Origin of the sequence: Bradyrhizobium pachyrhizi (assembly GCF_001189245.1) — a bacterium.
Classification (GTDB): Bacteria; Pseudomonadota; Alphaproteobacteria; order Rhizobiales; family Xanthobacteraceae; genus Bradyrhizobium; species Bradyrhizobium pachyrhizi.
In genome coordinates this window covers 501,311-513,203 of sequence record NZ_LFIQ01000039.1, presented here as the reverse complement: position 1 = coordinate 513,203, position 11,893 = coordinate 501,311, and the positions used below count along the sequence as shown (strand labels likewise).

12 protein-coding genes are annotated in these 11,893 nt (G+C 65.8%); 3 read left to right on the top strand and 9 right to left on the bottom strand.

Annotated elements, in window-relative coordinates; genetic code table 11:
* Positions 1-201 (bottom strand): hypothetical protein (locus AKL29_RS43955; protein ID WP_210168318.1); only part of this gene is annotated, 201 nt, incomplete at its 3' end.
* 119 nt (positions 202-320) lie between these two features.
* Between AKL29_RS43955 and AKL29_RS07190 the strand changes: the two genes are divergently transcribed.
* The gene (locus AKL29_RS07190; protein ID WP_080667384.1) at positions 321-1,442 is read left to right on the top strand and encodes an OmpA family protein; all 1,122 of its coding nucleotides are present in this window, start codon (positions 321-323) and stop codon (positions 1,440-1,442) included.
* 294 nt (positions 1,443-1,736) lie between these two features.
* Here AKL29_RS07190 and AKL29_RS07185 read toward each other — a convergent pair whose 3' ends face one another.
* On the bottom strand, positions 1,737-3,494 hold the full coding sequence (locus AKL29_RS07185) for an alkaline phosphatase (protein ID WP_050383593.1): 1,758 nt from the start codon (positions 3,492-3,494) through the stop codon (positions 1,737-1,739).
* A 113-nt stretch (positions 3,495-3,607) separates the two neighbouring features.
* Positions 3,608-3,973, bottom strand: a complete 366-nt coding sequence (locus AKL29_RS07180) for a hypothetical protein (RefSeq protein WP_050383592.1) — start codon at positions 3,971-3,973, stop codon at positions 3,608-3,610.
* A 96-nt stretch (positions 3,974-4,069) separates the two neighbouring features.
* Between AKL29_RS07180 and AKL29_RS07175 the strand changes: the two genes are divergently transcribed.
* Positions 4,070-4,657 carry a TetR/AcrR family transcriptional regulator gene (locus AKL29_RS07175; RefSeq protein ID WP_050383591.1) on the top strand — a complete coding sequence of 196 codons (588 nt, stop codon included), beginning with the start codon at positions 4,070-4,072 and terminating at the stop codon, positions 4,655-4,657.
* 168 nt (positions 4,658-4,825) lie between these two features.
* Here AKL29_RS07175 and argG read toward each other — a convergent pair whose 3' ends face one another.
* The 6 genes from argG to AKL29_RS07145 form a co-directional block, all read right to left on the bottom strand.
* Positions 4,826-6,163 carry an argininosuccinate synthase gene (gene argG, locus AKL29_RS07170; RefSeq protein WP_050383590.1) on the bottom strand — a complete coding sequence of 446 codons (1,338 nt, stop codon included), beginning with the start codon at positions 6,161-6,163 and terminating at the stop codon, positions 4,826-4,828.
* Positions 6,164-6,305: 142 nt separating this feature from the next.
* Entirely contained in the window at positions 6,306-7,088 is a 783-nt protein-coding gene (locus AKL29_RS07165; RefSeq protein WP_050383589.1) for a phosphatase PAP2 family protein, read from the bottom strand.
* An 87-nt stretch (positions 7,089-7,175) separates the two neighbouring features.
* Positions 7,176-7,661: a hypothetical protein gene (locus tag AKL29_RS07160; protein WP_050383588.1), complete on the bottom strand. Its 486-nt coding sequence runs from the start codon at positions 7,659-7,661 to the stop codon at positions 7,176-7,178.
* Between the two features lie 155 nt (positions 7,662-7,816).
* Positions 7,817-9,031 carry a dual-specificity RNA methyltransferase RlmN gene (rlmN, locus tag AKL29_RS07155; protein WP_050383587.1) on the bottom strand — a complete coding sequence of 405 codons (1,215 nt, stop codon included), beginning with the start codon at positions 9,029-9,031 and terminating at the stop codon, positions 7,817-7,819.
* Positions 9,032-9,106: 75 nt separating this feature from the next.
* On the bottom strand, positions 9,107-9,700 hold the full coding sequence (locus AKL29_RS07150; protein ID WP_050383624.1) for an invasion associated locus B family protein: 594 nt from the start codon (positions 9,698-9,700) through the stop codon (positions 9,107-9,109).
* Positions 9,701-9,854: 154 nt separating this feature from the next.
* Complete coding sequence (locus tag AKL29_RS07145) at positions 9,855-10,691, bottom strand: SDR family oxidoreductase (RefSeq protein ID WP_050383586.1); 837 nt, start codon at positions 10,689-10,691, stop codon at positions 9,855-9,857.
* An 89-nt stretch (positions 10,692-10,780) separates the two neighbouring features.
* Here AKL29_RS07145 and AKL29_RS07140 point away from each other — a divergent pair, with 89 nt between their 5' ends.
* Complete coding sequence (locus AKL29_RS07140) at positions 10,781-11,761, top strand: NADPH:quinone oxidoreductase family protein (protein ID WP_050383585.1); 981 nt, start codon at positions 10,781-10,783, stop codon at positions 11,759-11,761.
* The last annotated feature ends 132 nt before the right edge of the window (positions 11,762-11,893 follow it).

Genomic DNA, 11,893 nt, shown 5'->3' with positions numbered 1-11,893 from the left:
CGGCAACGACGACGCCTCCGGCAGCAGGGGCACGACCGGGCACGCCGCCCGCCGCGACAGCTCCCGGTGCGACACCGACGCCTCCGGCAGCCGGCGCACAGCCCGCACGTCCAGGCACCCCGCCTGCCGCAACAACGCCTCCGGCACCCGGCGCGACGCCGACGCCACCGGCGCCAGGTCAGCAGGGACGTCCGGCGACACCGCCCGGAACGCCTGCGACCCCGGGCGCGGCAATGGGCACGCCTGGCGCGACCCCGGCTCCGGGTCAACCGGCACGACCGGGCGTTGCGCCCGGCGTGTCGCCAGCCCAGGGAGCTGCCATGGGCGCGCCGGCGCCGTCGGTCGTTCCCGGCTCGCCCGCCGCAACGCCACCGCCCGGCCGCGCGCAATACGCGCCGCCGACGGTTGCGCCGGCCTTCCGCGCCGCGCCAGCGGTCGCAGCGCCGCTGCCGCCGCCTCCGCGGCATGACAACATCAAGCCGCTCGCGATCGGTGCCGCGGTCGGCGCCGGCGTGGTGGCCGGCGCCATCATCGGCGGAAGCATCGCCGACCTGCACAGCCAGCGGCAGGAGGTCGTCGAAGGCGGCCGCACCATCTACACCGAGCCGGACCGCGTCATCATCCGCGATCCGGGCGGGCAGGCCTACGTGCGCGGCGACGACGTCTATCGCTTCCGCTATGGCGCGCGTGACATCCGCACCGAGACGGTCGGCGGCGAAACCCGCACCGTCGTGGTTCGTCCCGACGGCAGCGAGATCATCACCGTGGTCGGCTCCGACGGCCAGATGTTGCGCCGTATTCGCAGGGATACCGGCGGACGCGAGGTCGTCATCATCGACAACAGCTATCGCGATCCGCGGGCGGTCGGCGGCTTCTATGTCGACGCGCCGCCGCCGGTGGTCAACATTCCCTATGATCGCTACATCGTCGACGCTCAGGACGCATCGCCCGACGTGATCTACGAGACCATGGAGGCACCGCCGGTGCAGCGGATCGATCGGCGCTACTCGCTGGACGAGATCCGCTACAGCCCCAATGTCCGCATGCAGATGCCGAGCATCGACGTCAACACGATCAACTTCGACTCGGGATCGTGGACCATCCCACCGGACCAGGCGGCGAGGCTGCAAGTGATCGCCGACGGCCTCAACCGGGCGATCCAGCGCAATCCGCGCGAGGTGTTCCTGATCGAGGGCCATACGGATGCGACCGGCAACGACACCGACAATCTGTCGCTGTCCGACCGCCGTGCGCAATCCGCCGCCGAACTGCTGACGCAGCAATTCGGCGTGCCGGCGGAAAACCTGACCTCGCAGGGTTACGGCTCGCAATATCCGAAGGAGCAGACCGACGGACCGAGCCGCATCAACCGTCGCGTCACCGTCCGCCGCATCACCCCGCTGCTCAACGGCGGCACTGCCTCCGCCGCGCCGCCGCGCTGAGCCGCGACATCACGTTACGAAATGGCCGGGAGCGACCCCGGCCATTTTTGTTTGTTCTCCTTCGCCCTGAAAGGGGGGAAGGTCGGGATGGGGTCAGCCGCAGGTGACGGTGGCTGCGGAGAGAGCAGATCCCCACCCGCTTTGCACTCGCGAGCAAAGCGACCTCCCCTCTTTAAGGGGAAGTTGGAGAAGCCTCGATGCTCACACTAACCCTCCAACAGCAAACCTTGTTCATCTCGACCCCGCAAGCGGGAGAGGTACAGCGGGCATGCCTCGTCTCAATCTCATCATGCGTTACTTCCCCGCGCCCAGCCCCAGCGCCTCGACCATCACGCGAAACACCTCGGTGTTGTCCATCGAGCCGTGGACGCGCTCGCTGCCCGGCCCGGTCGCGGTGAGGATGACATCCTCGCCGGAATGCACGCTGGCGCCGATCATCGCCGGCAGATTGCCGAACCGCAGCACGACGCCGGGGACGTCCTTGTACTTGTCGTTGGCCTTGAAGGTGTCGGGCTGGTCGCCCTTCACGGTCGGCTCGTTCGGATCGTCGAGCTTCGGGCGGAACGTCTCGTAGTGATCCGGCAGGCTGGCCGAGAAGATCGCAAGCCGCCGGCTGACGTCGACGCGTGACGGATAACCTTCGGCGTCCGGCGCCGGATAATTCGGGAAGCCCGCCTTCTCATAGACGCCGACGCGCTCACGCAGCGGCACGTTAGGTGTCGCCGCCATGTCGTCGTTGATGGTGCCGACCAAGCTGTTCGGATGGTTGTGGTCGGCTACGACCAGGATCAGCGTGTCGTCGTTGCGCGCTTTGGCCCAGTCCTTCGCCAGCCGCACCGCATTGTCGAGCATGATGGCGTCGTAGACCGCGCGCTCCATGTCGAGCAGAAGGGCGTATTTGTCGATCAGGCCGGACTCGACCATCAGGAAGAAACCGGACTCGTGCTTCGACAGTACCGCCAGCGCGGCCTGGACCTGCTCGGTCAGGTCCGGCTGCTCGGGGAATTTCCTGACGCCGCCTCCCTTGAGGAATTTGCGGTCGAGCGCGCCGTCCATGTTGCCGGCGGCGAACAGGCCGAGCAATTGGCAGGTATCAGCTTTGGCCGCGAGCGTGGCGAGTTCGCCTGCGGTCGTCGCGACCGCATAGCCGGCATCGCGGAAGCGCGCGAGATAATCGATATCGTCCTTGCGTTTCGATCCGGACGTGGATTGCGGCAGGAAGTTCGCGGAGCCGCCGCCCATCAGCACGTCGGGCTTCGCGTCGAAATATTGCGCGACGATCGCGTCATAGGCGGCGCGGCGGCGGGTATGCGCAACCATCGCCGCCGGGGTCGCATCCTCGACCTCGGTGTTGGTGACGATGCCGACGGCGAGGCCCGCCCGGCGCTTGGCGAGGCTCGCGATGGTCTCGACCCTGGGATCGTCGAGCGGATCGGGCGTGCGATCGGCGTAGACGCCGAGCGCATTGACCGCGGCCTTGTGGCCTGTGGCGTAAGCGCTCGCGGCATTCGCCGAATCGGTGATGATCGAGTCCGAGCCCGCGGTCGCAACCAGCGCCATATGCGGCATGTCGTCGATCGCGAGCTTGCCGCGGCTCTTGCCCTCCGCGATTCCCTTGGAAAGGATTCGCGCGGCGACGCGATGCGACGGCGACATCCCGTCGCCGATGAACAGGATTACGTTCCTGGCCTTGCGTGCCCCGGTGTCGTAGACGGTCCAGGTCACCTTTCGGCTCTGCGTGCCGTCGCTGACTTCGACGGCGACCTGCCCGGGCCTGGCGAGCGAGACATCGCGCAGCAACAGTGCCGACTGGTCTTTTCCAGCCTCCCGCTCGGTGAATGTTCCGGACTGGCCGAAAGCGGTCGCGTAGTCAGCGCCATTCAGCGTGACCTTGAGCCTGGCTTGATCGACCACCCCCGGAAGCTCGACCTTGAAGTCGAATTTGGCGCCGACGAGGATATCGGCGCGATCGATCGCGTAGATCGTCTGGGCGAACGCCGGCGCTGCCGACAACGCCAGCGTGACGGCCACGCCGGCAACTCGCTTGATCATGATCGATGCTCCGCCCCTTGCGCATCATGCGCATCGGGGCGGAGGCTAGTGGCGGCGGATGACGGCGTAATGAGGCGCCGCCGGGGCGTATTGCCGCAAGGGCCGGCGTGATTTCAGCGCGCCATCTGCTGCGGATCGTAGAAGAAGCGCTCCTCGACCAGTTCCTCGCCGCGCCAGGTCTGCCAGGCGACCTCCTCCATGCTGCGGACCTTGCCGTCCTTAGCCGTGAATTCGAAGCGCCAGCAGATCGCCGAATGATCGCCGTCGAGCAAAAGCGGCCCGAGCCGCGTGGTCTTGACGCCGGCGACCGCGGCCAGCACCGCCGCCTCGCGCGCCGCCAGCGCCTCGCGGCCGACGCGCCACTCGCCGTCATTCTCCTGGGTGCGGGCATCGACTGAATAGAAATTCCTGATCGCGCCGACATGATCGTTGGATTCCACCGTGTCAGCGAAGGCTTGCAACGTCCTAAGCGAGGGCATCAGCACTCTCCATTTACCGACGGACAGTCGGTATTTATCGACCAAGAGTCGGTAAGTCAACTGGCGCCGCTACGGAACCTGGGCTAGAGATGGACGATGGCAACCCAGGCCGAACGGCGCGAGAAAACCAGAGCCGCCATCGTCAAGGCGGCGCGGCGCATCTTTGGCGAGCGCGGCTTCGCCGCTGCGACGATGGACGGCATCGCCGCCGGCGCGCGCGTCGCCAAGGGCGCGGTCTATCATCACTTCGCGACCAAGGAGGCGGTGTTCGAGGCGGTGTTCGAGCAGGTGTCGCTCGACCTCGTCGCCGATCTCGACCGCATCTCGCGCGCCGAGAACGATCCGCTGGCGGCGATGGCGGCGGGCACGCAGGGCTATTTCGCGGCGTGCTCGAAGGGCCCGACCGGCCAGATCATCTTGCGCGACGGCCCCGCCGTGCTGGGCTGGGAACGCTGGCGCGAGATCGACGCCAAGCATTTCGGCGGCAAGTTTCCGCGCGCGCTGGCCGCCGCGATGGACGCGGGCGTGATCGCCAAGCAGCCGATCGAGCCGCTGGCGCGACTGCTGCTCGGCGCGGTCACGGAGGCGGCGGTTGCGGTCTCCGCGGGGCCGGACATCAGCAAGACCGGCACCGATTACGCGCGCGCGTTCCGCTCGCTGCTGGATGCGCTCAGGGTGAAGTAGCCGAACGCTCTCTCCACGTCGTCCCGGCGAAGGCCGGGACCCATAACCACAGGAAGGGATCGTGGAAGCGCGCTGGAGCACCAGCGTGCTTCATAAACCACGGCCGGTGGTTATGGGTCCCGGGTCGCGCTTCGCTTGCCCGGGACGACGAGGCGAGAGAGCACCGCCTCAGTCCTTGTCGTTCTCAAGCTGGAAGATCTGCGAGCCTTCGCCGCTCGAGATGAGGCCGGTCTTGTTGTAGAGGCCGAGCTTGGCTCGGGTGTCAGCAATGTCGAGGTTGCGCATCGTCAGCTGGCCGATGCGGTCGGCCGGCGTGAAGGCGGCGTCCTCGACCTTCTCCATGCTGAGCCGTTCCGGCGCGTAGGTCAGGTTCGGGCTCTCGGTGTTTGATATCGAGTAGTCGTTGCCGCGGCGCAGCTCGAGCGTCACCTCGCCGGTGACGGCGCGCGCCACCCAGCGCTGCGCGGTCTCGCGCAGCATCAAGGCCTGCGAATCGAACCAGCGGCCCTGATAGAGCAAGCGGCCGAGCCGCATGCCGCTGATGCGGTACTGCTCGATCGTATCCTCATTGTGGATGCCGGTGACGAGACGCTCATAGGCGATGTGCAGCAGCGCCATGCCCGGCGCCTCGTAGATGCCGCGGCTCTTGGCCTCGATGATGCGGTTCTCGATCTGGTCGCTCATGCCGAGGCCGTGGCGGCCGCCGATCACATTGGCTTCGAGGAACAGCGCGACCGGATCCGCAAACGTCTTGCCGTTCAGCGCGACCGGCTGGCCCTCCTCGAACCGCACCACGACCTTCTCGGGCTTGACGTCGCAGTCGGCGCGCCAGAACGGCACGCCCATGATCGGGTTGACGATGGTGATGCCGCTCGCAAGGCTCTCGAGATCCTTGGCCTCATGCGTCGCGCCGAGCAGATTGCTGTCGGTCGAATAGGCCTTCTCCGCGCTCATCTTGTAGGCGAAGCCTTGCGCGGTCATGAACGCCGACATCTCGGCGCGGCCGCCGAGCTCGTCGATGAACTGCTGGTCGAGCCAGGGCTTGTAGATGCGCAGGCTCGGGTTGGTCAGCAGGCCGTAGCGATAGAAGCGCTCGATGTCGTTGCCCTTGAAGGTCGAGCCGTCGCCCCAGATGTTGACGCCGTCCTCCTGCATCGCCGCGACCAGCATGGTGCCGGTCACCGCGCGGCCGAGCGGCGTGGTGTTGAAATAGGTGATGCCGCCGGTCGAGATGTGGAACGCGCCGGACTGGATCGCGGCGATACCCTCATGGACCAGCTGGGTGCGGCAATCGACCAGGCGGGCCTTCTCGGCGCCGAAATCCATCGCCTTGCGCGGGATCGCGTCGTAGTCGGCCTCGTCGGGTTGGCCGAGATTGGCGGTATAAGCGAAGACCTTGGCGCCTTTCAGCTTCATCCAGAGCAGCGCCGCCGACGTGTCGAGCCCGCCCGAGAACGCGATGCCAACTTTTTCGCCGGTGGGCAGGCTTTTCAGAATCGTACTCATGGGACGGTCCAATCGGTCGAAATCAATGATGTTTCTGCTCTGAGCATGATCTTTCGGAAAACCGGCTTCCACTTTTCCGGATCATGCTCTGCGGCGAATATCAAATTTCCGCTGGCGGGGCACGCCTTTAATCAGACCCAAATCAGGCCTCGGGCTGGCTGGACGCCGCCTTGCCGCCCCGGCGCCAGCGCTGCATCCACCGGTAGCCGGGCATCGCAAGGCGCGTCAGCGCGGCATCGACCTGGGCGTCGGTCAGCCGGGTCGCTGCCCAGCGGTAGATCAGCGCGTAGAACAGCCAGACCGTGAAGAACGACACCAAGCCTGCGATCGCCACATCGGTGAAGAAATGGCCGCCAAAGGCCATGCGAAGCCCGCTGGTGACGATGCCGAACACGGTGGCCCCGGCGAAGGCCAGCGGCCGCCAGACAGGCGGCGTCAGCGCCGCCGGCGCATAGGTCCAGAACGCGGTGGCGCCCTCGCCGGAAAAGAACGAGCAGTTGCGCGGGCAACCGCCGCGCGGGTCCCACCACGGCACGAATTGCAGGTCGCCGCCGAACTGCGTCACAAACACCGGCCGCGGCCGGCCCCAATAATTCTTGAAGGTGAGGTTGGTGAGCACGCCGGCCGAGAGCAGCATCGTGGTGAGCAGGAACACCGCGGCGCGGCCGGACATCAGCATCGGCCGGTCCGGGCGGATGAATTTCCAGACGATGGTCACGATCGCCGGCAGCACCAGCGCCCAGGCGATCCACATCGCCGCATCGCGCGCGAACGACGCCACCGCGTCGAGCTTCATCGGAAAGGTCTTCTGCGCGGCATCGTAGAACATGGCCGCGAGCTTCAGGTCGAGCTCGGGATAGATCCCGAACAGGATTCCGACGATGAGCGCCAGCGCCAGCGCGATGAAAAGTCCGGTCCGGTTCATGGCGCGCGGTTTAGCCGAGGCGGATGAGCATGAAAAGTGCGCGGTCATTCTTTACCCTCCCCCTCCAGGGGAGGGTGAGAGCTGTCATCACGGCCGCGGCGATTGCGACGGCAAGGGCGGGGGCGGCGGCAACGGTCGCGACGGCTCGCGCCAGGCGCCGGCGGTGCGGCCGGCGATCAGCCAGTAGACCAGGCCCGCGACGATGCCGGCGCCGGTCATGATCTCCATGTGCCGGCGCACGATGCCGTGGAATTGCATCATATCGGGATCGAACGGAACCAGGCCGAGATAGCAGGCCGCGCCGACGATGGCGCCGCCGACGGCGTAGGCCAGCACGCTCCGGATGAAGAACGCCTCGGTGATCAGCACCACGATCAGCGCCGGCAGCAGTGCAAAGCCCGAGATGAAGATGAAACCGAAGCCGAGCACGACGTTGATCGCGCTTTGGTCGATCTGCCCGCCGAAATCGCTGATCTCGGGATACAGCACCGCGACGACCACGATGATCCCTGCCACGAAGCAGGCCATCAGGAAGCCGAAGGCGACGACGAACAGGCGGCCGATCAAGGCCATGAGGTCATCCCATCATTGGACAACGCTGACACGAGATCCTCCGCCGTCATGGCCGGGCTTGTCCCGGCCATCCACGTCTTACCTTTGTCTCGGCGAGAGAAGACGTGGATGCCCGGGTCAAGCCCGGGCATGACGACGGAATATGTGGACACGTCTCAATCCGTCATCGCCATCGCGCGTAGCGCCTGGCGCTCGCGGGCGGAGAGCTTTTCGGTCTCCGACTTGAGCTGGCCGCAGGCGGCGAGGATGTCGCGGCCGCGCGGCGTGCGCACCGGCGAGGAATAGCCGGCGTTGAAGATGTATTCGGAGAATTTTTCGATCTGCTCCCAGTCCGAACATTCGTAGGCGGTGCCCGGCCACGGATTGAACGGGATCAGGTTGATCTTCGCCGGAATGCCCTTGAGTAGCTTCACAAGGAGCTTCGCGTCGTCGAGCGAATCGTTGACGCCCTTGAGCATCACATATTCGAAGGTGATGCGCCGCGCGTTGGAGGCGCCGGGATAGTCGCGGCAGGCCTGCAGCAGCTCCTTGATTGGATATTTGCGGTTCAGCGGCACCAGCTCGTTGCGCAGCTCGTCGCGCACCGCATGCAGCGAGATCGCGAGCATCACGCCGATCTCGTCACCGGTGCGCTGGATGTTCGGCACCACGCCAGAGGTCGACAGCGTGATGCGGCGGCGGGAAATGCCGATGCCCTCATTGTCGGCGACGATCAGGAGCGCATCGCGCACCGCGTCGAAATTGTAGAGCGGCTCGCCCATCCCCATCATCACGATGTTGGTGACGCGGCGCGTGCCGTCCTCGCGGTCAGCCCAGTCATTCAGCCGGTCGCGCGCCACCATCACCTGGCCGACGATCTCGCCGGCGGTGAGGTTGCGCACCAGCCGCTGCGTGCCGGTGTGGCAGAACGCGCAGTTCAGCGTGCAGCCGACCTGCGAGGAAACGCACAGCGTGCCGCGGTCGGTCTCGGGGATGTAGACGCACTCGACCTCGTGCGGCCGCTCGACCTTGTCGCCGCTCGGCAACCGCAGCAGCCATTTGCGGGTGCCGTCGTTGGAGATCTGCTCGGCGACCACTTCGGGACGGTCGACGGTAAAATGCTTCTCGAGCTCGGCGCGCATGTCCTTCGAGACGTTGGTCATCTCGGCAAAGCTCTTGGCGCCGCGGAAATACATCCAGTTCCAGAGCTGCTGGGTGCGCATCTTGCGCTGGCCGGCCTGCACCCCGATCTCGCCCAGGCGATCGGCGATCTCGGCGCGCGACAGCCCGATCAGCGACGGCTTGGCCGGCGGCACATAGGTCTCGAGCGGAACCTTCTCGACCAGCGCGCTGGCGCCGGAGACGGCATGGGTGGTCACGGTGTTGGTCATGAAACCTCAAATAGGCCTTCCAGCCTGTGCTGGAAAGCCACCAAATACCTCGATTTCAGGCCTTAAGTCGCTTCTCTAGCGCCGGCAGTCCTGCCCGAGCCGGTCGAGCGCCTGCGCCAGGCCCTTCAGCGAAAAGGTGTCCGTCGTCTCGGTGCCCTTGGCCGAGACGGCTTTTACCGTCAGTTCGGCCGATTTGCGCATGGATTCCACCATCCGCTCCTCTTCGGCCGCATTCTTGATCCAGAGGCCGTCACCCTGCGTGTACATCGCATAGGTCCCGCCGCCGACCTGAAGCGTCGATTCGGAGCCCGGCTTCACCGTGTAGCCGATCATGATCGAGACTTCGTTGACGACCTTCTCCGCCGGACGGGTGGAGATGAAGGCATAGGCCGGATCACGCGGCCGGTTCGCCGGATTGGTCTTCGACGACGACGGCTTGGCGAGCGCAAAGCACACCTTCTTGCCGTTGGGCGATGCCGTGTACGCGCCCCAGGTCCCGAATTGGCCGATCAGCGTCGGCTCGGCGCCGCCGGCCGCAGCCGCGGCCGCCGAAGGCGCCGGCTTGGCTGCTTCCTTGGCCGTATCCTTCTTGGGCGCAGCCTGCGCCGGCGCGAGGGTGATGAACCCGCACAGGATACAAGCAACCAGTGATGTCAGAATCTGCCGCACGGCCAACTGGTTCCCCCATCATTGTGACTGCAAGATGGCCCGGCAATTCCCCTCCGCCGGCTCGGATGGATAACCGGGAAACGCTTTTTTGGGAAGGCAGTTAGGCCGAAAGACGAACGCCGCTCACCGTCGCGCGCGTAATCGCGACGCGTTATCACCTGGCGCGCGCAGCGCGCTGCTTCTCCCATTGCGCATCGGTCCATTGCAGCAGGTCCTCGGCACCGGAACTGCGCAAGTGCGCGCCGCCATCCTGCACCACCATCTCGCCGTTGATGTAGCCGCCCTGATCCGAGATCAGGAAGGTCGCGAGATTGGCGAGCTCCGCATGCTCGCCGGCGCGGCCGAGCGGATTGCGATGCGCCCAGCTCTCGCCGCGCCCTTCGGGGCGCAACTGTCCGGTCGCACCTGCGGTCGGGAACGCGCCGGGCGCGATCGCGACGGTGCGGATGCCCTTCGGGCCCCACTCCACCGCCAGGCTCTTGGTCATCGCCAGCACCGCGGTCTTGGCCATCGAGGACGGCACCGTGAACGCGCGCCCGGTGATGGTCGAGGTCGACAGGATCGAGAGCACCACGCCCTTGTGCTTGCCGTCGATCCAGCGGCGGCCGGCGGCAAGCGTGCAGTACATCGTGCCATGCAGAGTTGGCGCGAGGATCGCGTCCGCCGCACGGAATGACAAATGTTCGCTCTGCGCAATAAAGGTTGCGGCAGCATTGTTGACGAGAACGTCGATCGGCGCGTCCTGCCAGACCTGATCCATCATCGCTTCGACCGCTGCACCGTCGCGGATATCGCAGCGCGCGATGGAAACCTTGGCGCCAAGCTCGCTGCGGAATTTTGCTGCGGTTTCCTCCAGCAGCCCCTCGCGCCGCCCGCAGATGATCAGTTCGGCGCCGAGTTCAGCAAAGCGGTAGCCCATCGCAGCGCCAAGGCCGGAGCCGCCGCCGGTGATCAGGATGCGCTTTTTCGCTAGCAGGCCTTTTTCAAACATAGTTTGATCCCTCCGCACTGTATTGTCGCTCCGCCGCAAATCCGGCATGAAGCTTTCAGCTCTTTTGCGTCCGAAACTCAGGTGTGTCCATGAAAGCCATCCTCTGCTCGCAATACTGTCAACCCGACGATCTCGTGCTGGCTGATGTGCCCGATCCGGTGGCCGCGCCAGGCGAAGCCGTGATCGCGATCAAGGCGGCGGCGCTGAATTTCTTCGACATCCTGATGATCCAGGGCAAGTACCAGATCAAGCCGCCGTTCCCGTTCTCGCCGGCCGCCGAAGTTGCCGGCATGATCGAAAGCGTCGGCGCCGGCGTCACTGACCTGAAGGTCGGCGATCGCGTCGTCGCTTCCTGCGGCCACAACGGCGCGCGCGACAAGATCGCGCTGCCGGCGAATTCGATCGTGAAGATTCCCGACAATCTCGACTACGACCGCGCCGCCGGCATCATCATCATCTACGGCACCGCGCTGCATGCGCTGGAAGATCGCGCAAGCCCGAAGCCGGGAGAGACGCTCGCGGTGCTCGGGGCCGCCGGTGGCACCGGCCTTGCTGCGTGCGAGCTCGGCAAACTGATGGGCTTGAAGGTGATCGCCTGCGCCTCGTCGGATGAGAAGCTGGCATTCGCCAAGCAACACGGCGCCGAGCTGACGCTGAATTATGCTAAGGAAGATCTAAAGGAAGGCCTGCGCAAGCTGACTGACGGCAAGGGTGCCGACATCGTGTTCGATCCGGTCGGCGGCTCCTACGCCGAGGCTGCGCTGCGCTCGACCGCATGGGAAGGCCGCTTCCTGGTGATCGGCTTTGCCGCCGGCGACATTCCGAAGATCCCGCTCAACCTCGCGCTGCTGAAGGGCTGCGATATCCGCGGCGTATTCTGGGGTGCATGGGCGCGGCAGAATCCGGACAAGAACCGCAAGAACCTCGAGAAGCTCGTGCAGTGGACCGCGGAAGGCAAGATCTCCTCGCATGTCGACCGCACCTTCCCGCTGTCGCAAACCGCGGAAGCCCTGAAGGTGCTCGCCGGCCGCAAGGCGATGGGCAAGGTGATCCTGCACCCGGGAAGCTGAAGAATTCCGCAGCCCGGATGGAGCAAAGCGAACCCGGGTTACGCCTTAACCTCCCCCTTGAAAAGGGGAGGTCGCTTTGCTCGCAGAGCAAAGCGGGTGGGGATCGGCTCTCTCCACATACAGCGGCGCCCG

Bases quoted from the DNA above. Each gene is read 5' to 3' on its own strand.
- rlmN (WP_050383587.1), bottom strand. From the start codon at position 9,031: ATGACCAACACCGTGACCACCCATGCCGTCTCCGGCGCCAGCGCGCTG.
- AKL29_RS07140 (WP_050383585.1), top strand. From the start codon at position 10,781: ATGAAAGCCATCCTCTGCTCGCAATACTGTCAACCCGACGATCTCGTG.
- AKL29_RS07160 (WP_050383588.1), bottom strand. From the start codon at position 7,661: ATGGCCTTGATCGGCCGCCTGTTCGTCGTCGCCTTCGGCTTCCTGATG.
- AKL29_RS07165 (WP_050383589.1), bottom strand. From the start codon at position 7,088: ATGAACCGGACCGGACTTTTCATCGCGCTGGCGCTGGCGCTCATCGTC.
- AKL29_RS07185 (WP_050383593.1), bottom strand. From the start codon at position 3,494: ATGATCAAGCGAGTTGCCGGCGTGGCCGTCACGCTGGCGTTGTCGGCA.
- AKL29_RS07175 (WP_050383591.1), top strand. From the start codon at position 4,070: ATGGCAACCCAGGCCGAACGGCGCGAGAAAACCAGAGCCGCCATCGTC.
- argG (WP_050383590.1), bottom strand. From the start codon at position 6,163: ATGAGTACGATTCTGAAAAGCCTGCCCACCGGCGAAAAAGTTGGCATC.
- AKL29_RS07145 (WP_050383586.1), bottom strand. From the start codon at position 10,691: ATGTTTGAAAAAGGCCTGCTAGCGAAAAAGCGCATCCTGATCACCGGC.
- AKL29_RS07190 (WP_080667384.1), top strand. From the start codon at position 321: ATGGGCGCGCCGGCGCCGTCGGTCGTTCCCGGCTCGCCCGCCGCAACG.
- AKL29_RS07180 (WP_050383592.1), bottom strand. From the start codon at position 3,973: ATGCCCTCGCTTAGGACGTTGCAAGCCTTCGCTGACACGGTGGAATCC.